Below are 18,184 nucleotides of genomic sequence, written 5' to 3' on the forward strand. Positions count from 1 at the left end.
CAGGCCCTGATCGCCCTCGCCCGCCGACGGGTGAACGTCCTCTGGGCAATGCTGCGTGACGGACAGTGCTACCACGGGTCACTTCCCGTCACGGCAGCAGCTTGACTTCAGCATTGGGATGTTCCTTGGGCTTTACGGATTACTGGGTGCCGTACAGAAGTTGGGGGCTGGGGCTGGGGCCGGGGCGGAGGCTGGGGCCGGGGCGGAGGCTGGGGCCGGGGCGCGGCGCCGGGCGGTCCGGCGCCGCACCGCGCCCCCCCGCCGGGCTCAGCGGCGCCGGCCGCGCCGGACCTTGAGCTCCTGGAAGCGCGGGCCGTCGCCTTCGCGGACCCGCTGCCAGGCCCTGCGGTAGAGATCGGCGACGGGTTCGGTCGGCACGATCACCCCGAGCGCGGGGTGGTCGCCGCTGACCAGGTCGTACAGCGGCAGCTTCCACTGCTCCAGCGGAAGGCGCGGGGACTTGGGGTCCACCCAGCCGCCGGGCAGGAAGAGCGAACGCCCGGCCCGGGCGCGGCCGGCCTCGACGACCAGGCCGGAGGCGGCCAGTTCGGCGCGGGCGGCCTTGAGCCGGGCAGCCCCGCCTCGATGCTGCTGCCACCCCGTCCAGCGCGCGGTGTTGCGGTCGGTCGGGTCGGGCATCGCCAGCAGCATCAGGTAGAGCACGGCGGCGTCCTCCCCGACGCCGTACTCCTTCGCCGCCTCGCCGACCAGGTCCGGCACCGACCGGGCGGGGTCCTGCGGCCACCAGGTGCCGTCCTTGTCCCGCGCCCCCGCCTCCGGGTCACCGGGATCGGCCAGAAGGGCGGTGAAACGCGGGTCACCGGCGATGCGCAGCGCCACCTCGGCCGGGAAGGGCCGCTGGTCGCCGGTGCGCAGGACGGACAGGAACGGGTCGGTCCCGGCCTCGTCCAGCAGCGCCGTACGGATTCCGGGCGCGGGCTGGTCGTCCGCCGTGGCCATGATGACGGCGCCGTAGCGCTCGTAGCCCTCGCCGGTCTCGGTGGGGGCGCCGGCCACCTTGCGGAAGTCGGACAGGCTGACGTACTGGTCGAGGTCGAGCATCAGCCCGGGGTTGGCCAGCCGGTCCCGTACGGCGGTCAGCGCGGCCGGGAGGGCGGCCCTGATCGGGTCGCCCGCCGGGAGCCGGTGGGCCAGCCAGGCGGCCAGGGTGACGGTGCTTGTCAAAGTGCCGGAGGTGAAACCGGTGGCGTCCTTGTCGACCGGGTGGACCCGGTCCCCGCTGACGTGCCAGGTCAGATCGCGGCTCAACTGCGGTTCGGCGGCCGGGTCGAGGAGCGCGGGCAGCGCCCGGCTCGGCTCCCACGATGTCCGCACGGCGCGGACGGCCTCCGAGAGCAGCGCCTCGGGGACCGCGGCCCGTCGGCCCAGCCTGGCGTTCCAGACCTGCGCGGCGGCGGCCACGTCGGGGCCCTCCGTCCACAGCCGTGCGGGTTCGGCGGGCAGCAGCGCCCGGACGACGGCCCGCCGGAAGCCCGCGTCCAGGCCGCGCAACTCGTCCTTGGCCAGGGCGGCGTCGGCCACCTTCACCCCGAGCGTCGTACGGGCTCCGGCGGTCAGGAAGTTCCGCTCGTACCTGTCCACCTGCGGCAGTCCGGCCACGATCAGCCTGGCCGTGGTCGGAGTGACCCCGGTCAGGCGGGTGAACTCCTCGGCGGCCTCGGGGAACCAGGGCGCCGCACCGCGCCCGGCCAGCTCGGTCAGGAACGCCCCGAGCCACCCGGCCTCCCGGGTCTCGCCCACCGGGGACGAGGACGCCACCGTGTAGGGCGCGGGGACCTCGAACAGTCCGGCCGGGTCGTGGAAGAGCGCCGTGAACTCGCAGCTGCCGGTGTCCGGGCGCTCCACGTCGACGAACGCCAGGAACGCGCCGCCGCCCAACCGGAGCAGACCTCGCCAGGACCCGGACCGGAAAGTGCCGTCGGCCTTGGTGAACAGGCTGCTGTCGAGACGCAGTTCGAAACGGCGCCACCGGTCCGGGTCGACCACCGCCAGGCCCTGGGCGTCCACTTCGCGCAGGAGTTCCCCCAGCGCCTCCCGGTGCTCCGGCTCGGTGGTCGCGGCAGCGGCCCGGAAAGCCGCGGCGAAGGGCAGGTCGGGAAGGGACTCCCAGTCCAGCCGTGCCGACGGCAGTTCAGGACCGTCGAGGTGCAGGCGGACCGCCGGAGCCGGCTCGGGAGCGTCCCGCAACGCCTCGCCGACGAACCGCACTTGGCGGCAGACCTGGTCGGTGTCGTCGGAGCCGTACCAGGAGTGGACGAGGCCGAGGCCGCTGAGCGCGGCGTCGAGCAACCGGTCGGCCGGACCGGCGGGCCCCTCCTCCGGCTGCCCGCCCGCGAGTTCCAGGGCGAGCCGGGCAGCCGCCGCGTCCAGCGCGGCCTGCTGGGTGGCCGCGAACCGCACCACGGCGGCGATGCCCGTCACCAGCGCGTCATGACCGACCTGCGGCAGCAGCGTACGGATCAGCGCGGGCAGCTCGTCCGGGTCCGCGGCCTCGCGCTCCCGGGCGGCGTCGGTCAGCAGCGCCGCCGCCGTGTCGCGGTCGACGCGGCGCAGCGCCTCGGAGCCCTGCGGGTCGCGGGGCCGGAGGAAGTGCCAGAAGCGCAGCGGGGGCAGCACCAGGGTGCCGGCCGCGAACGTGCCGGGCTTGTTGTCCGTCTTGGCCGTGGCCGTGACGACGCCGTCCTGGTCGATCAGCCTGAGGCTGTACGAGCCCGTGACGACGGCCACCGGCCGGTCGGCGCCGGGGAAGAGCACCGCCCGCACCGGCCGTCCGGCGTCGGCGGGCAGGACTACGGCGTTCCCGGCCGGGTCCTCGCCGCGCAGCGAGCCGTCGGGCAGCTTCACCACGCGCCAGCCCAGCAGCCCGCCGTCCGGAGCGGGCAGCACCCAGCCGGACTCGAAGGTGGTTCCCGCCGGGGCGGTGCGGGTGGCGTCGGCGAGGAAGCCGGGCAGGCTCTGCCGTCCGCGCTCACCGGTGGCCGGGTCGTACTCGTACCACCCGGCGGTCTCGCGGTCCTGGCCGTCCCAGTCCCACACCCAGTTCGAGGTGCCGTCGCTGATCACCGACCGTTCCTCGGGCACAGCGGTGTCGCCCCGGTGCACGACACCGGTGCCCGTGGTCCGGCCCCCGCCGGGCAGCGGGAGGGTGACGGCGCCGAGGTTGCCCAGATAGTTCACCTGGGTGCCCCGGGGGCCAGCGCCCTGCACGGGCTGCCGGCGGTCGGCGGAGTGGTGCCAGTAGCCGCGCAGTTCGCCGTTGGCCTCGCGGGACCGCCAGTAGACGAGCAGTTCACCGTCCACGTAGTGGCAGCCCGGATCGCCGTAGCAGTCCTTGTCCGGTATCCGCAGGTCGTGGGTGAGTACGGCACCCTCGGCGCCGAGCACCCGGACCTGCGAGGAGCCGGAGGCGATCAGATGCGGCCAGGCGTCCGCGACGACCAGGTCGTCGATGTCCTTGGCGGGTACGAGGGCGGCAGCGGCCTCCTCCCAGGCGGGCCAGCCCAGCTCGTCGAGGAGCCCGGCCCGCAGGGTCCGTACGAGGACCGGGGCGAGGTCGGTGCCGACCGCGGCGCGCACCTCGTCCTCGGCGAGGGCCAGGGTCTCACCCGGCAGCCACGTCAACCGGCCCAGGGCGTCGGGCAGTTCCGGCAGACCGACGGCGGCGAACCGCCCGGCGACCGCGCGCACCCACTCCGTCAGCATCGGCCGCCCGCCGGGGGACCGGGCCAGTACCCGCAGGGCCCGCAGACCGTCCTTGTCGTTGCCGAACCGGTCGGCCCCGCGCCGGAACGCGGGCCGGAAGCGGGCATCGGCCTCCAGCGCCACCAGATCGCGCCGGTCCTCACCCGCCGCCCACTGCTCCAGGCTCAGCCCGGCGCGCTCCTCGGGGTCGGCGACCGGCACCTCCAGCGACAGCAGCAGGTCCAGCAGATCCACGTCATCGGCCGTGACCGGCAACGTCCCACCGGAACCGGCGAGTTCGGCACGCAGCCGGTCGGCCATCCGCTCCACCAGCGGGTACAGCCCCGGCAACCGGCCGCGCCGCCGCCACCCGGAGTCACGGAACGACAGGAACCGCCCGAGCCAGCCGGCGGCCCCGTCCGCCGGGCGCTCGGCCTGCGGCATCGAGTCGTCGCACAGCCCCGCCGTGGCGCCGGACTCCTCCAGCAACTCCAGCCACAGTCCCGGCAGTTCATTGTCGTTGCTCGAAGGCATCAGCTCCAGCAGCGTCCCGCGCACCTCCGGCTCCCGCCGGGCCAGTGCCGCCAGCGCCGGACGGTGGGCCTTCCACCAGCCCGCCGCCGCCCGCAACGTGGCGGGCAGCGCCAGCAGTTCGGCCAGATACGCACCCTCCTCCGCCACCGGGTCCAGTCCCGCCGCCTTGGCCAGCTTGCGCAGATCGCCCGCCATCTGCGCGGACGGGGCCAGCCCGCCCGCCGTACGCCGCACGCACAGCCGGCGGAACCGGTGGAACGCCTCCTGCGCCGGGACCCGCGCGACCAGCTCCTTCGCGTACCCCGACAGCACCTTCACCGGCAGCGCCCCGGCGAGCGCGAACTCCAGGAACACCGCGTCCAGGCGCTCCTCGTCGACCGTCAGACCGTGCTCGGCCTCGGACCTGCGGGCGCGGGTGAACATCTGCGCCGCGTACGTGGCGTTCTCGACGCCCAGGAAGACCCGGCCGGCCTGCTCGTAGAAGGTCGGCAGGAAGTGCGGTACGGCGGCGGCCAGTTGACCGGCGAGCACCTGGTACGCGTCCAGTGCCGCCTTCGGCTTGGTCCTGGCCTGCCGTGCCACCCGGTCCAGCTCCGGTACGACGCCCAGCGCGTGGTGGCCGTCCGCCGGGTGGTGCACCAGCACCCACTCCGGGAAGCCCAGCGACTGCCGCAGGCCGAGACCGACCTCGGACGGTTCGCCGTCCGGCTCCAGGCCGAGGAAACCGGCGGCCAGGTCCTCCGCCGCACCCAGCTCGGCCGCGACCAGCCGCACCACCACCCGGCCGTCAAGCCCCGGATGCCGGTACGCACGCGCGGTCAGCGGTACCCCCCGCTCGCCGGCCCCCTCCGTACCCGGCGGCAGCACCGCCCCGGCCGTCAGCAGTTCGGCGGCCTCCGTCTGCCCGACGGTCCCCGCGTGCCCGATGGTCCCCGTGCTCATGCGTCCTTGCCCTTCTCGATCTTGCGGCCGGCGTACAGCGCCGCCGCCATGCGCATCCCCTCGGACCAGGCGACCGGGCCGACCCGGGACGGCCGCACCGTGCGGCCCTCCTCGTCACTCCAGGTCAGGCCGCCGGTCTCGGTGTCCCCGTCCCAGTACGGCTCCCCGATCCACACCGACGCCTCGACGCCGCGTCCGGCGTCCCGCACCCGGCAGGTCGCGTAGCCGCCGGACACCCGGTAGCCCAGCGAGGTGGCCCGCGCGGCCAGCCCGAACCGCGAGTCGTACGTCCCGCCCGCGAACTCCCGTATCTCGGTGACCGTTTCCGCGAGGCCCTCCGGCCTGAGCCAGGTGGCCCGGTGGATCTGCTCCACCCGCTGCGTCACGCCCAGCTCCGCCGCGAACTCCCGCAGGTCCTCCAGGTCGGGCAGCAGCACCGGGTGCGGCAGCGTCACCGTACGGGGCGACAGCCGGACCGTCTCGCCGTCCAGGTTCACCACCCGCAGCTCACCGGCGTCCGTCGCGTCCCGCAGGAAGCCCACCTCGTCCGGGTCGTCCCCGACGACCGCGAGGTCACGCAGCGCCGACTGCCACGCCTCGTCCGGCCACAGCCGGGCCAGCAGCCCGGTGGGCACCGGCAGCGACGACACCATCCAGGTGTCCACCTGCGCCACGCACGCCACCGCGTGCCGGTCCAGCCACTCGCCGAACCGCCGCAGCCGCTCCGTCTCCGGATGCTCCCGCACCGCCTTCGGCAGCGACTTCAGCTGCCGCCCCGCCGCCCGTCCGGACGTGGCCCGCGCGGCCACCCGGCCCTCCACCAGGGCGACTTCGTACCCGTCGCCCGCCGACAACCAACCCATCGGTCTCCACCCCTGACACCGTCCGGAAAACAGCACGCTTGAGCCGGTGCGTCCCGGTCTTGCTGTGACGATGCGGCGAACGCTATCGGCACCCACTGACAACCCGTCCGGCGGAGCCTCCGGCGCGCAGCGGCGAGAACTCCTCCGGCTTCCGCGAGCCGCCGGCAGATGCGCCGTTATTTGATGGCGCCGCGGCCCCGGGTACCTCTAGGGTCGGGGATGTTCGAGCGGCAATCTGCGTTTGCCGCGGGTGATCTGTGCCTGGGAGGTGTGACCGATGGCTGTCGTTGAGATGGGCGCTGCCCGCATCCGGAAGTTCATCAAGTCCACTTCTGTGGCCTCCGGCTGACCACTCTTCTCCCGCGCCGGTGAGCGCGGTGCCGGGGCCACCCTTGTGAAGGGTCACCCCTTGTCTTTCTCCTCTCTCCTGGGTTCGTCCTCGGCTTCCTCCTCCATGCATCCGCTCGTGCCGTACGGCTGGGATGCGGACTGGGAAGCCGAGTTCGCCCCGTTTGCCGAGCAGGGTCTCCTGCCCGGTCGTGTCGTACGGGTCGACCGTGGCCTGTGCGATGTCGTCACCCCGGTCGGCACTGTCCGTGCCGACACCGAGTTCGTCGTTCCCCGTGACCCGATGAAGGTGGTGTGCACGGGCGACTGGGTCGCCGTCGACCCCGAGAGCAGTGATCCGCGGTATGTGCGGACGCTGCTGCCGCGTCGCACCGCGTTCGTGCGTTCGACGTCGTCGAAGCGTTCCGAGGGCCAGGTGCTGGCCACCAACATCGATCACGTCGTCATCTGTGTGTCGCTCGCGGTCGAATTCGACCTCGGGCGGATCGAGCGGTTCCTGGCACTCGCCATGTCCAGTTCGAGTGGGGAGGCCCTGCTGCAGACGTCGGCACTCTCCCGGGAATCGGCTGCGCAGCCCGTGGTGGTACTCACCAAGGCCGACCTCGTACCGGACGCGACGACCCTCTCGTATCTCGTCCAGGACGTGGAGGCCGCCGCCCCCGGGGTGCCGGTCCTCACCGTCAGCTCCACCGACGGGGACGGCATCGACGTCCTCGCGGCGGTGGTCGCCGACGGTACGGCCGTGCTGCTCGGGCAGTCCGGCGCGGGCAAGTCGACGCTCGCGAACGCGCTGCTCGGCGTGGACGTCATGGAGGTCCAGGCCACGCGTGACGCCGACGGCAAGGGCCGGCACACCACGACCACCCGCAATCTGCTCGCCATGCCCGGCGGGGGCGTCCTCATCGACACACCGGGGCTGCGCGGCGTCGGCCTCTGGGACGCCGGTACCGGCGTCGGGCAGGTCTTCGCCGAGATCGAGGAACTCGCCGCCGGGTGCCGCTTCCAGGACTGCGCCCACACGGCGGAGCCCGGGTGCGCGGTGCTGGAGGCGCTCGACTCGGGGGTGCTGGCTCAGCGGCGGCTCGAAAGCTACCGCAAGCTGCAGCGGGAGAACCAGTACATCGTCGCCAAGACCGATGCGCGGTTGCGGGCGGAGATCCGGAAGGACTGGAAGAAGAAGGGGGCGGAGGGCAAGGCGGCGATGGAGGCGAAGCGAGGTCGCCAGCGCTAACGCTGCCGGGGTGCGCGGGGGTTGTCTCGCCCCCGCCGCCTCCTGGGGGCTGTGCCCCCAGACCACCTTCGCGCTGAACGCGCTCGTCCTGAAGCTCCCCAGAGGGGGGACCCCCAGACGGGCTGGAGATGCCGGCCGGCGTCTGAGGGGCACCGCCAGCGGTTCGAGGGTGCCCGGCAAGCCGACTGAGACGGTGGGTGGGTGGGAGATGCCGTGTCCGATAGCCGCCAGCGGCAGCCTCTCCCCGTACCGCAGACTGGACAGCGTGACCGACCAAGACACCAGGTACGCCGCCGTGCGCAGCAGGGACTCCCGTTTCGACGGCGAGTTCTTCTTCGCCGTCGAGACCACCGGTATCTACTGCCGCCCCAGCTGCCCGGCCGTCACTCCGAAGCGGCACAACGTCCGGTTCTATCCGACGGCCGCCGCCGCGCACGGCGCCGGCTTCCGGGCCTGCCGTCGCTGCCGCCCGGACGCGGTCCCCGGCTCCGCCGAGTGGAACGTCCGCGCTGACGTCGTGGGGAGGGCGATGCGCCTGATCGGCGACGGAGTCGTGGACCGGGAGGGCGTCGCCGGGCTCGCCGTACGGCTCGGATACAGCGCACGGCAGGTGCAGCGCCAGCTCACCGCCGAACTCGGGGCGGGCCCCGTCGCCCTGGCCCGGGCCCAGCGGGCGCACACCGCACGCGTGCTCCTGCAGACCACCGAGCTGCCGGTCACGGAGATCGCGTTCGCCTCCGGGTTCGCCAGCGTGCGCCAGTTCAACGACACGATCCGAACCGTGTACGCGGCGACCCCGAGCGCCCTCCGGGCGACGGCACCCCGAGTCACCGCCGCACCGACGTCCACCCCGCCCGGCATCCCCCTGCGCCTCTCCCACCGCGGTACCTACCACTCCGCCGCCGTCTTCGACCTCCTCGCCCGGGAGGCCGTCCCCGGCGTCGAGGAGGTGAGCGGCAGCCCGGGCGGCCGTACGTACCGGCGGACGCTGCGCCTCCCGTACGGCGCCGGAGTCGCCGCCGTCGAGGAGCGCGGGGCCAGGCCCCGGGGCCGTTGGCTGGACGCCCGGCTGCACCTCACCGACCTGCGGGACCTGACGACCGCCGTGCAGCGGCTGCGTCGCCTGTTCGACCTCGACTCGGACCCGTACGCCGTCGACGAGCACCTCGGCACGGACCCCCGCCTCTCCCACCTGGTCGCGCTCCGGCCCGGCCTGCGTGTCCCCGGCGCCGCCGATCCGGCCGAGCTGGCCGTGCGGGCGCTGGTGGGCAGGGCGGCGGCGGAGCGGCTCGTGACGCGGTACGGCAAGCTGCTCGACGCCCCCTCGGGCACCCTCACGCATCTCTTCCCCGAGCCGGCGGCACTGGCCCAGGCGGCCAGGGCGGACGACAGTCCCCTCGGCGCCCTCAGCGCGGCCCTCGCCGACGGCACCCTGCGGCTCGACCCCGGCGCCGACCGCGACGAAGCCCGCCGCGCCCTGCATGCCCTGCCGGGACTCGACGCCCGTACCGTCGCCGTCATCAGGGCCCGCGCCCTCGGCGATCCCGACGTCGCGCCGCCCGGCGTGGACGTGCCCGACACCTGGCGCCCCTGGCGCTCGTACGCCCTCCATCACCTCATCGCCGCAGGCGAGTGGGAGCCCACATCATGACGACACACCCCGCTGTTTCCGCGACCGTGTCCGGGCCTGGTTCCGTGACCGTCCACTGGACCGTCATCGACAGCCCCCTCGGTCGACTTCTCCTCACCGCCGGCGAGTCGGGCGCGCTGACCTCCCTCTCCGTACCCGGCCAGAAGGGCGGCCGGAGCGTGCGGGGTCCCGAGGAGGGACGGCGGCAGGACCCCGGGCCCTTCCGGGCGGCGGAGGAACAGCTCGCCGCCTACTTCGCCGGTGAACTCACCGAGTTCCGGCTGGAGTTGCGAAGCACCGGGACGGAATTCCGGCAGCGGGTCTGGGACGCCCTCGACTCGGTGCCGTACGGGGAGACCACCACGTACGGGCAGATCGCCGCGCGGATCGGGGCCCCAAGGGCCGCCGTACGGGCCGTCGGTGGAGCGATCGGCGCCAATCCGCTGCTCGTCCTGAGGCCCTGCCACCGGGTGATCGGCGCGGACGGCTCCCTCACCGGATACGCGGGTGGCCTCGAGCGCAAGCGCCACCTGCTCGGTCTGGAAGGCATCCCGCCGACCCCGTGACGGCGGCTGTCCCTCAGTCCTCCTCCAGGCCCCAGCTGTGGATACGCCTCGGATGGACGCGGATCACTTCCTCGCTGAAGTGGGGGCCCAACTCGTGCGGGCCCGTGAGGAGTTCGGCCTCGCCCCGGATGTCGACGCCGCGCACCTTCCAGGGGCTCAGGCTCACCACGTCGTCGACGACCAGCGCCACTTTCGGGTTCTTCTCGAGGTTGCGCCACTTCTTGGTGGTGCCCATCGCGTAGCCGCCGATGAGGATAGTCCCGTCGTCCTGCGGGAAGAAGCCGACGGGGTTCGCCTGCGGCTGCCCTCGGGGGTCGACAGTGGCCAGCCGTCCCAGCCGCTGGGTCTGGAGATAAGCACGCTCGGCCGCACTGAATTCGGTCATGCCCGAAGCCAAACACGGCGGCCCCGGCAGGCGCAGCGGAACACGGGTGTACGTGCGAACATACGTGCGTGCCGCCATGGGTGTGACATTGCGTTGGCGCGGCTGACCGCTCGGGGAACCATGCGCACATGACCCGCGCGATCATGGTTCGGCACACCCTCGCGGCCCTGGTGACCGCCCTGGCGCTCGCCCCGCCCGCAGCGAGAGCCAACACGGGGAGCACCCCCGCACCGCCCCCGCTTCCCTCCCTCACCCTCTCCCCGTCGCCCGTCCGGGAAACCCCCGTTCCCCGCGTCTGGACCGGGACCTGGGAGGCCGCCGCCTCCGGAACCGTCGCCGCCAGGCCCGGCGCCTCCTACCGCAACGTCCTGCACGTCAGCGTCGGCGGCAGCGAGCTGCGCGTCCGCCTGACCAACCGGCTCGGCACCCAGCCCCTCCGCCTCGGCGCCGTCACCGTCGCCCTCCAGGAACCCGGCGAACCGAAGAGCCCGGACGCGGTGCCCGGCTCGATGCGTACGGCCACCTTCGCGGGCTCCTCCACGGTGACGATCCCGGCGGGCGAGGACCGGGTCACCGACGCCGTGAAGCTCGCCGTACCGGCCGACACCAATCTGCTCGTCACGGTCCACACGCCGGGGGACTCCGGCCCGGCGACCTACCACCGTACGGCCAAGCAGACCAACTTCCTTGCCCCGAGCGGTGATCGGGCCGCAGAGGAGGATGGCGACGCCTACACCAAGACCCTCAGCTCCTGGTACTACGTCAGCGGCGTGGACGTCCTCGACGCACCCGCCGTCGGCAGCGTGGTCGCCCTCGGCGACTCCCTCACCGACGGCGGCGGCACGACCACCGACGCCAACCGTCGCTGGCCCGACCGCCTGGCCGACCGGCTCGCCGCACTGCCCCCGACCCGCCGTCTCGGCGTCCTCAACGCGGGTATCTCCGGCAACCGCGTCCTCCTCGAAGGCGTCGGCCCGCGCGCCCTGACCCGCTTCGACGCCGACGTCCTCTCCCGGACCGGGGTGCGCGCGCTGATCGTGTTCGAGGGCATCAACGACATCAACGGCACCCCCGAGCAGACCGTCCCGCGCGCCTTCGTGGAGGCCTACAAGTCGCTCGTGAGCCGCGCCCACGCCCGCGGCATCCGCGTCATCGGCGCCACCATCACGCCGTACGGCGGCCACGGCCGGTGGAGCGAGGGCCGCGAGTCCGTACGCCGGGAGGTGAACACCTTCATCCGCACCGGCGGCATCTTCGACGCGGTCGTCGACTTCGACGCCGCCGTCCGCGACCCGGCGTTCCCGCACCGTATGCGCGCCGCCTACGACCCCGGCGACCACCTCCACTTCAACGACGCCGGTATGCGGGCCATGGCCGACCTGATCAACCTGGCGGACCTCAGGAGCCTGTGAGGCGTCAGGGGGCAGGCGCCAGGTGTCTGCGAGCAACGGCATGGCCCGGCGCCGGGCCCGCGCTTTCGGCCGGACCGGCGCGGTCGTCAGGTCCGGCCGGTCGCCCCGGGCCGTGACGATCGCCGACTCGCCCTTCCGCGGGGCGAGTTCGGCCGTTCCCTCGCCGAGGTCCCGGTACCGGGTGCGAGAGAGAACCGATGCGTCAGCCCCAGAGTGTGGCGCCCAGCCACGCACCCGCGATCAGCAGACAGGTGAAGAGTTCGATGAAGACGCTGGTGCCGCCTGCCCGCATCACCCGTCGTACGGCCACCACCGCCTCGCCGTGCCGACCGAGCCGCAGCCGCTCGTGGAGATAGGCGCCGCCCACGAACCCGGGGAACGTCCCGAGCACGGGCAGCAGGAAGAAGCCGAGAAGGGCGCCGACCCCGGCGTACACCGCCATTCGGGGGGTGGCGCCACCCGCGCGCAGTCGGCGTGGGGGCAGCTGCCAGCGGACCACCTGGGACAGGAACAGGACGCCGGTCGCGCTCACCAGCACCCACCAGGAGACCGCCTGTGGATCCTTCAGCGCCCACCACAGAACCGCGGCCCACACGAGCCACGACCCCGGCACCCCGGGCAACAGAACTCCGCACAGCCCGAACAGCATGACCAGGCCGATCAGCGTGAGATCCCACGCTCCCATCTGCCCAGGGTGCCGGAGAACGCGGGAAACCGCAGGTCAGGGGGAGAGGGGGGAACGGGCTGCGGCCGGGTCGCCGGATCCCCGGGGTCGGGCTGGTCCGGCGTACCCGAGTGAGCTCATCGGTCCCGCCCCGTTGCCGAGGTGTCGCCATCGGGAACCACAGCAGAACCCCAGGAAGACCCGTCACACTCGGTCGCAGCGGACCGGCACAGGTCACCCCGGCGTCGCCGGGCGGCTCTCCCGTGGGGGGTGGGGCTGCCCGGCGACTTGTTTCGTACGTTTGTTCGGCATGTCATCCGACACGCCGTCGAACACGCCGTTCATGACGGAACACCCCGCCGGATTTTCCGGATGCCCCGTTTTCAACCGGCCCATCCGGTGGACAATTGAGGTCATGAGCCAGCAGGGGGAGAGGTCCACCGGTCACGAGGACGACTGGTGGGGGCAGCTGTACGACGACTCCACCGAGGACACCGGGCCCACGGCCGCGGGCGACTCCCTGGACGACCGGTTCGCCTCGGCGTCGGGCACCGTCGACGCCACGAAGGCCGACGCGATTCCGGTGCGGGACGGCGGAGGCGGGGTGTTCGGGCGAGAGCCCGTGCCAGGGGATGCCTTGGGTGCCTCCGGGGGCTCCGGGGCCTTTGGCGAGTGGGACGAGCCGGTAGCGGGGGCTCCGCCACAGTTGCCGCCACCGCCCTCGCGGCCCGTGCCGCCTCCGGCACCCGCATCCCCTCCGGTTTCCTCACTTCCGCCGCAGCGCGGCGGTGTCTCCTACGGGGCGCGGGACGGGGCGCAGGACGTGGCGCGGAGCAGTGGGACCGGGCAGCCCCGCGCCCCCTGGGAGCCGCCGCCCGCCATGCCTCCGGGCCCCGCGTCCTTCCCGCCCGGCCCGAAGCCGCCGGGCTTCCAGGACCGTAGGCAGCCGCCCGCGCCCGACGCCGCGTTCGTGGACGGCGACGGGGGCGGGGGCGGCGGGACGGCCCGCGAGAGCGCCCAGGGGACAGGCGCCGACATCACGGGGGCCACGGACGCCGTGTGGGACGCACCGCCGCGCTCCGCCCCGCGCGACGCCGATCCCGCCCAGGACGGCTCCCCGGCCGACTCCTCCTTCCTCCGGGCCCCGGTCCGCCGTACCCCCACCCGCCGGGACGTCTCCGCGCTGCGGCCCGAGACGGCGGAGCCGGCGGAGAGCCCCGAGCTCCCCTCCTCCGCCCTCTCCTTCGACGAGCCTCCCGCCACCGTCGGTCACGTCGGCTCAGGTCCCCCCACCTACGCCCCCGAACCCACCGCGCTGCCGCCCGCCGACCCCGACGATCTGGGAGACCTCGTCGCGGACACCGTGCTCGACGGGGCGCAGTACGGCTCCTGCACGCTCCGGGCCGTGTCGCTGCGCGGGGACTCCGCGCGGTTCCGGGGTGAGCCCCGCCGCGACTCGCTCCTCACCGCCCGCTTCGGATCGGGCGACCACGCGCTCGTCCTCATCGCGATGGCGACCGGCGCCCGTGCCACGCCCGGCGCGCACCGGGCCGCCGCCGAGGCGTGCCAGTGGATCGGCCGCGCGGTGGGACGCAGCCATGTACGGCTCGCCGAGGATCTCCGCGCCGCCCGGCGCGGCGACCTCAAGTCGGGGCTGCACCGGCTCACCGACCGCAGCCTGGGCAAGCTCCGGGCGAGCGCCGCCGAGCAGGGCATCGAACCCGAGGAGTACACCGCGGGCCTGCGGTGCCTGCTGCTTCCCGCCGACCCCGACTGCCGTACGCGCGTCTTCTTCGGCGTCGGCGCGGGCGGACTGTTCCGGCTCCGGGACGGCGAGTGGCAGGACATCGAACCGCGGGTCTCCGAGCTCCCGGCCGGTGAGCCCGTCGTCGGATTCGGTTCGCTGCCCCACGAGACCCCGGACGGGGACCGGCTCACCATGGACCTCGGGATCACCACACCTCCGAGCCCGTACGAGCCCGCCCCCGAACCGCCCCGCGAACCCTTCCGTTTCCGTGCCTCCGTCAGCCGCCCGGGTGACACGCTCCTGCTGTGCACCGGCGGTCTCGCCGAGCCGTTGCGCGGTGAGCCCGAGCTGTGCGAACACCTCACGCGGCGATGGTCGGGCGGCACCCCGCCCGGCCTCGCCGCGTTCCTCGCGGACACCCAGGTACGGGTCAAGGGATACGCGGACGACCGTACGGCCGCCGCCGTCTGGGAGGCGTAGCGGGGAGTCGCTCAGTCGGTGCGCGGGACCCACTCGCGCATCGAGTACCAGTAGCGGGGCAGCCCCTTGATGCCGCTGGTCCTGAACGGGCGGCCGGCGTCGTCGATGCGGACGGTGCCGGTGCGGCCCTGGGAGGACCAGTCGAGCTCCAGGTACCAGCGGCAGTCGCAGGTCACGGTCCGGGCGGTGACCAGCAGCACCTCCGGGTCCTCGGCGGACACGCGGTAGGGGAAGCGCACTGCCGGGATCGGCGTGCCCACGTCGTTCCCGGGCGCCGAGCGGGCGATGGGCCGGTCCTTGTCGAGGTCGACGGAGAAGGACCGGGGAGTGATCGAGCCGCCGCAGCCCTGGTCCATGGAGTACGCGGTGCCCCCGGCGGGCGCGCTCCGCCCGACCACCCGGACCCGGAGCGCCTCCAGGACCACGGCCGTCGAGGTCCGCCCCTGCACCGAGATCTCGACGTTGGTGTCGCCTCCGTGCACCGCGTGCTGGGTCGCCGCCCAGGGACCGGCGTCCTGCGCGGCCGGTGGCGGCGGGACCTCCTCCGGTGACTTGCCGATGACGTAGTCGTGGCTGCAGCCGAGCAACCAGGCCTGGGAGTTCGCGGTCCAGGTGATCGGCGCGGGGGAGACCTCGGCCGGGACCGGGGCAGAGGCCGGCGTCGAGGAGGGGGTCGGGGACGCCTTGGGCGGGGAGCGGTCGGCGGACAGGGCCGACAGGGCGCCCAGTGTGCCCAGTGTGGCGAGGAGTGTCCCGGCCACGGCCGTGGTGACCGCGATCCGCCGGTGGCGGTACCAGGGGCGCAGGGCAGCGGGACGGCCGACGGGAGCGGACACGTCCGGGGCGGCGGGCTCCGCGGGGGCGCCGTCCTCCGCATCGGAGGACGTACCCGCATCGGCGAACGTGTCCGGTTTCGCGGGCGTACGCGGTTCCATGGGAGCGGGCGGTTGCGCGGATGCATCCGGCTCCGCGGGCGTACGTGCCCGTTGTCGTGCCGCCACCGCCTGGATCCACCGGCGGTGCAGTTCCACGCGTTCCTCCGGCGACGCCCCGCACAGCGCGGCGAACCGCTCCACCGGGGCGAAGTCCAGCGGGACCGTGTCGCCGGAGCAGTAGCGGTGCAGGGTGGAGGTGTTCATGCCCAGGCGCCGGGCCAGTGAGCCGTAACTGCGGTCCGTACGCCCCTTCAGCCGCGTCAGCAGCGCCGCGAACTCCGCCACGTCGTCGTACGTCGACACACCCTTCCCCCGTCCTCAACTGATCCTCGTGTCCCGGAACGGCGTCCCAGGCACTCCATATACCTGCACGTCAGAGGGGATGGGATGGTTCCACCGTCGAGGATCGCGTGTCGGCGGTTGCGGTTGCCCCGGGTGGCGGCCGATGCTTTGGACGTCGCACCGACCGCCGCCGGACCGACCACCCGGCGCGGCGACATCCGACATCACCCAGCCATGCAGACCCGTGCACAGTCGTGCACCCAGACACGGGGGACACCCATGCCCACTCGCGATGTACACGCCACCACCGCCACCACCACCGTCACCCGGGCCACCAGGGCCGGCCTGCTCACGGCGCTGTCCGTACTCACGGCCCTGGCCGCGGCCGGACTCGCCCTCGCGGCCCCGGCCGGTGCCACGGCGAAGGCGAGCGCCCCGACCCCGCCGAAGTTCCTCTCGGCAGCCGAACTGCCGCCGCACCCCAGCTCCGCCTGGACTGCGGACCGGGTCAAGGACGGGGTGCCGGACGAGCTGAGGTTCTGCCTCGACGCGGCGCTGCCCGGCTACGACTCCCGCTACCGCGCGTTCCGTACCGACCTGGACACCAGCGCCCGCCAGCTCACGATCGTCGTCAACGACGACGCCAAGGCGAAGGCCCTGGCCACACGGCTCAACAAGGAGATCCGCTCGTGCGCGACGCGGATCGAGCAGTCCGACCCCGAGGTCGAGGCCGAGTTCAAGGACTACGGCACGCTCGCCGTCGAGGAGGGCGCGCACGTCTACGGACTGCACACCACGACCTCCTTCGGCGCCACCGACATCCGTCTGCTGTCGGTCGGCCGGGACGGCCACGCGGTCACGGTCGTGGACTGGAGCCAGCTGGGCGACTTCGGGGACGCCCCGGTGCCGGCCTTCAAGAAGACGACGACCACGGCCGTCAAGAAGCTCTACTGACCGGCCGTACCGAGCCGGCTCCACCGGCCAACAGCTCAACAGCTCACCTGACCAACAGCTCAACTGATCGTCGACTGATCACTTACGGGGAGAACACCGATATGAACCGCCGCACCATCTCGTCGCGCAAGCCCGCCCGGCGTGCCGTCGCCCTCGCCCTCGGCATCGCGGCCGTCACCGCCCTTCCGCTGGGGCTGACCGCCTCGGCCGAGGCGACTCCGGCCAAGCCCGCCGCCTCGGCGCCCCGGACGGTGACCGGCAGCCCGTCGGACAACGTGACGCGTATCGCCGACTTCTACGGCGCCTACATCGACGCCCAGAGCGGTCCCGCCGACGGCGGAAAGCTCGCGGCGGAACTCCGCAAGTACTACATCCACCCCGCCTACCTGAAGAAGCTGGTCGCCTGGGAGGCGAAGAACCACGCGGACGGTGTCCTGCGCGCCCAGAACGTCCCCGTCCGCTGGACGGTCACCGACAACGGCACCGCCGACTACACGGAGGTCGGCATCACACTCACCTGGGGCTCGGGAAGCACCGCCACTACCACCAAGCTGGTCGTCGACATGACCCGCGACCACCGGATCATCAACATCGGCACGAAGGGCATCGGCGGGAAGTGACCTACGGCGGGATCGGCAGCCCGCACTGGACAGTTCGGCCGAGTCACCGCCCTCACGCGCCCGTCCACGACTGGACGGGCGCGTGAACTGCCGCAGCGCCCGCTCCAAACGCCCCTCCAGCAGCGTCCGTCGGGTGCGACCGACGTCCTGATCCGGCCAGAAATGGTCCAACCAGCCCCGTACAACCGGTCGTTGAGAATTCGACATGACTGCCGTGTTCAGGTCGGGGGCATGGATCCCGTGAACGCGTTCGATCAGGAGGGGACAGCGAACCGGAGTGCGGGCGGGGGTCATGAAGAGGCAGGCGCGAGGAGGCGGTCCCGTGGTCATCGGGGCCTTCTCGGCGAAAACAGCGGAGGAAACGACCGAGAACGACCACAACTACGGCAACAACGACTACGACGACGGCAACAACGACGGCAACGCCATCGGCGATGACGACGGCGTGCACCGGGGGGAGGCGCCGCAAATGAGGCGCAGGCTGGGCTGTTCGGATCTACGGGAGGTACCGGAGGCCCGCAGGGCACTGCGTGAGCTGTTGCGGCACTGGGGGAGGCCCGGCAGCTCGGAGATTGCGGAACTGCTCACGAGCGAGCTGGTCACCAACGCGCTGGTCCACACCGACCGCGACGCGGTGCTGACGGCCACGGTCTCGCCGCGCGGACTACGCGTGGAGGTACGGGACTTCGTGGGCCGCAGGCCGAGGCTGCGCGCACCGGAGACCAACAACAGCACGCATGGCAGAGGCCTGGTGCTGGTGGAGTCCCTCGCCGACGCGTGGGGAGTGCGGGCGCACGGCGTGGGCAAGGCGGTCTGGTTCGAACTGAACGGGGGCGCGGCCTGAACAGGCCACGCCCCCATGTCGGTAGCGCTCGGTTCGCGCTCAACC

General features: G+C 73.2%; 13 protein-coding genes. 8 read left to right on the plus strand and 5 right to left on the minus strand.

Annotated features, from left to right (window positions below; all coding sequences use genetic code 11):
- Positions 1-267: 267 nt before the first annotated feature.
- Complete coding sequence (locus G3I71_RS30625) at positions 268-5,178, minus strand: DNA-binding protein (RefSeq protein ID WP_164319621.1); 4,911 nt, start codon at positions 5,176-5,178, stop codon at positions 268-270.
- Entirely contained in the window at positions 5,175-6,041 is an 867-nt protein-coding gene (locus tag G3I71_RS30630) for a DUF4132 domain-containing protein (RefSeq protein ID WP_164319623.1), read from the minus strand. The genes G3I71_RS30625 and G3I71_RS30630 overlap by 4 nt, the downstream gene beginning before the upstream one ends.
- Positions 6,042-6,495: 454 nt before the next feature.
- Between G3I71_RS30630 and rsgA the strand changes: the two genes are divergently transcribed.
- The 3 genes from rsgA (at position 6,496) to G3I71_RS30645 (ending at position 9,816) form a co-directional block, all read left to right on the plus strand.
- On the plus strand, positions 6,496-7,620 hold the full coding sequence (rsgA, locus tag G3I71_RS30635) for a ribosome small subunit-dependent GTPase A (RefSeq protein WP_164319798.1): 1,125 nt from the start codon (positions 6,496-6,498) through the stop codon (positions 7,618-7,620).
- A gap of 265 nt (positions 7,621-7,885) precedes the next feature.
- Positions 7,886-9,271, plus strand: a complete 1,386-nt coding sequence (locus tag G3I71_RS30640; protein ID WP_164319625.1) for a DNA-3-methyladenine glycosylase 2 family protein — start codon at positions 7,886-7,888, stop codon at positions 9,269-9,271.
- On the plus strand, positions 9,268-9,816 hold the full coding sequence (locus G3I71_RS30645; protein WP_164319628.1) for a methylated-DNA--[protein]-cysteine S-methyltransferase: 549 nt from the start codon (positions 9,268-9,270) through the stop codon (positions 9,814-9,816). Before G3I71_RS30640 ends, G3I71_RS30645 begins: the two co-directional genes overlap by 4 nt.
- Positions 9,817-9,829: 13 nt before the next feature.
- Here G3I71_RS30645 and G3I71_RS30650 read toward each other — a convergent pair whose 3' ends face one another.
- The gene (locus G3I71_RS30650; protein ID WP_164319630.1) at positions 9,830-10,201 is read right to left on the minus strand and encodes a PPOX class F420-dependent oxidoreductase; all 372 of its coding nucleotides are present in this window, start codon (positions 10,199-10,201) and stop codon (positions 9,830-9,832) included.
- Between the two features lie 128 nt (positions 10,202-10,329).
- On the opposite strand from G3I71_RS30650, the gene G3I71_RS30655 reads away from it, so the two are divergent.
- Positions 10,330-11,613, plus strand: coding sequence for an SGNH/GDSL hydrolase family protein (locus G3I71_RS30655; RefSeq protein ID WP_164319633.1), 1,284 nt, complete (start codon positions 10,330-10,332; stop codon positions 11,611-11,613).
- A gap of 202 nt (positions 11,614-11,815) precedes the next feature.
- On the opposite strand, the gene G3I71_RS30660 is transcribed toward G3I71_RS30655, so the two are convergent.
- Positions 11,816-12,298, minus strand: coding sequence for a DUF456 domain-containing protein (locus G3I71_RS30660; protein WP_164319635.1), 483 nt, complete (start codon positions 12,296-12,298; stop codon positions 11,816-11,818).
- 394 nt (positions 12,299-12,692) lie between these two features.
- On the opposite strand from G3I71_RS30660, the gene G3I71_RS50420 reads away from it, so the two are divergent.
- Positions 12,693-14,504 carry a protein phosphatase 2C domain-containing protein gene (locus tag G3I71_RS50420; protein WP_203731812.1) on the plus strand — a complete coding sequence of 604 codons (1,812 nt, stop codon included), beginning with the start codon at positions 12,693-12,695 and terminating at the stop codon, positions 14,502-14,504.
- Between the two features lie 11 nt (positions 14,505-14,515).
- Here G3I71_RS50420 and G3I71_RS30675 read toward each other — a convergent pair whose 3' ends face one another.
- The gene (locus G3I71_RS30675) at positions 14,516-15,742 is read right to left on the minus strand and encodes a transcriptional regulator (RefSeq protein WP_164319637.1); all 1,227 of its coding nucleotides are present in this window, start codon (positions 15,740-15,742) and stop codon (positions 14,516-14,518) included.
- A 258-nt stretch (positions 15,743-16,000) separates the two neighbouring features.
- Here G3I71_RS30675 and G3I71_RS30680 point away from each other — a divergent pair, with 258 nt between their 5' ends.
- From G3I71_RS30680 to G3I71_RS30690, 3 genes are all read left to right on the plus strand, one after another.
- The gene (locus G3I71_RS30680; RefSeq protein WP_164319639.1) at positions 16,001-16,675 is read left to right on the plus strand and encodes a hypothetical protein; all 675 of its coding nucleotides are present in this window, start codon (positions 16,001-16,003) and stop codon (positions 16,673-16,675) included.
- A gap of 101 nt (positions 16,676-16,776) precedes the next feature.
- Positions 16,777-17,295, plus strand: coding sequence for a hypothetical protein (locus G3I71_RS30685; protein ID WP_164319641.1), 519 nt, complete (start codon positions 16,777-16,779; stop codon positions 17,293-17,295).
- Positions 17,296-17,764: 469 nt separating this feature from the next.
- A complete protein-coding gene (locus G3I71_RS30690; RefSeq protein ID WP_164319802.1) occupies positions 17,765-18,139 on the plus strand; it encodes an ATP-binding protein in 375 nt (124 codons plus the stop codon).
- The last annotated feature ends 45 nt before the right edge of the window (positions 18,140-18,184 follow it).

Source organism: Streptomyces sp. SID12501 (genome assembly GCF_010550245.1).
GTDB lineage: Bacteria > Actinomycetota > Actinomycetes > Streptomycetales > Streptomycetaceae > Streptomyces.

Excerpts from the sequence above, each read along its gene's own strand:
- G3I71_RS30625 (WP_164319621.1), bottom strand. The coding sequence starts at position 5,178 with ATGAGCACGGGGACCATCGGGCACGCGGGGACCGTCGGGCAGACGGAG.
- G3I71_RS30630 (WP_164319623.1), bottom strand. The coding sequence starts at position 6,041 with ATGGGTTGGTTGTCGGCGGGCGACGGGTACGAAGTCGCCCTGGTGGAG.
- rsgA (WP_164319798.1), top strand. The coding sequence starts at position 6,496 with ATGCATCCGCTCGTGCCGTACGGCTGGGATGCGGACTGGGAAGCCGAG.
- G3I71_RS30645 (WP_164319628.1), top strand. The coding sequence starts at position 9,268 with ATGACGACACACCCCGCTGTTTCCGCGACCGTGTCCGGGCCTGGTTCC.
- G3I71_RS30650 (WP_164319630.1), bottom strand. The coding sequence starts at position 10,201 with ATGACCGAATTCAGTGCGGCCGAGCGTGCTTATCTCCAGACCCAGCGG.
- G3I71_RS30655 (WP_164319633.1), top strand. The coding sequence starts at position 10,330 with ATGACCCGCGCGATCATGGTTCGGCACACCCTCGCGGCCCTGGTGACC.
- G3I71_RS30660 (WP_164319635.1), bottom strand. The coding sequence starts at position 12,298 with ATGGGAGCGTGGGATCTCACGCTGATCGGCCTGGTCATGCTGTTCGGG.
- G3I71_RS50420 (WP_203731812.1), top strand. The coding sequence starts at position 12,693 with ATGAGCCAGCAGGGGGAGAGGTCCACCGGTCACGAGGACGACTGGTGG.
- G3I71_RS30680 (WP_164319639.1), top strand. The coding sequence starts at position 16,001 with ATGCCCACTCGCGATGTACACGCCACCACCGCCACCACCACCGTCACC.
- G3I71_RS30685 (WP_164319641.1), top strand. The coding sequence starts at position 16,777 with ATGAACCGCCGCACCATCTCGTCGCGCAAGCCCGCCCGGCGTGCCGTC.
- G3I71_RS30690 (WP_164319802.1), top strand. The coding sequence starts at position 17,765 with ATGAGGCGCAGGCTGGGCTGTTCGGATCTACGGGAGGTACCGGAGGCC.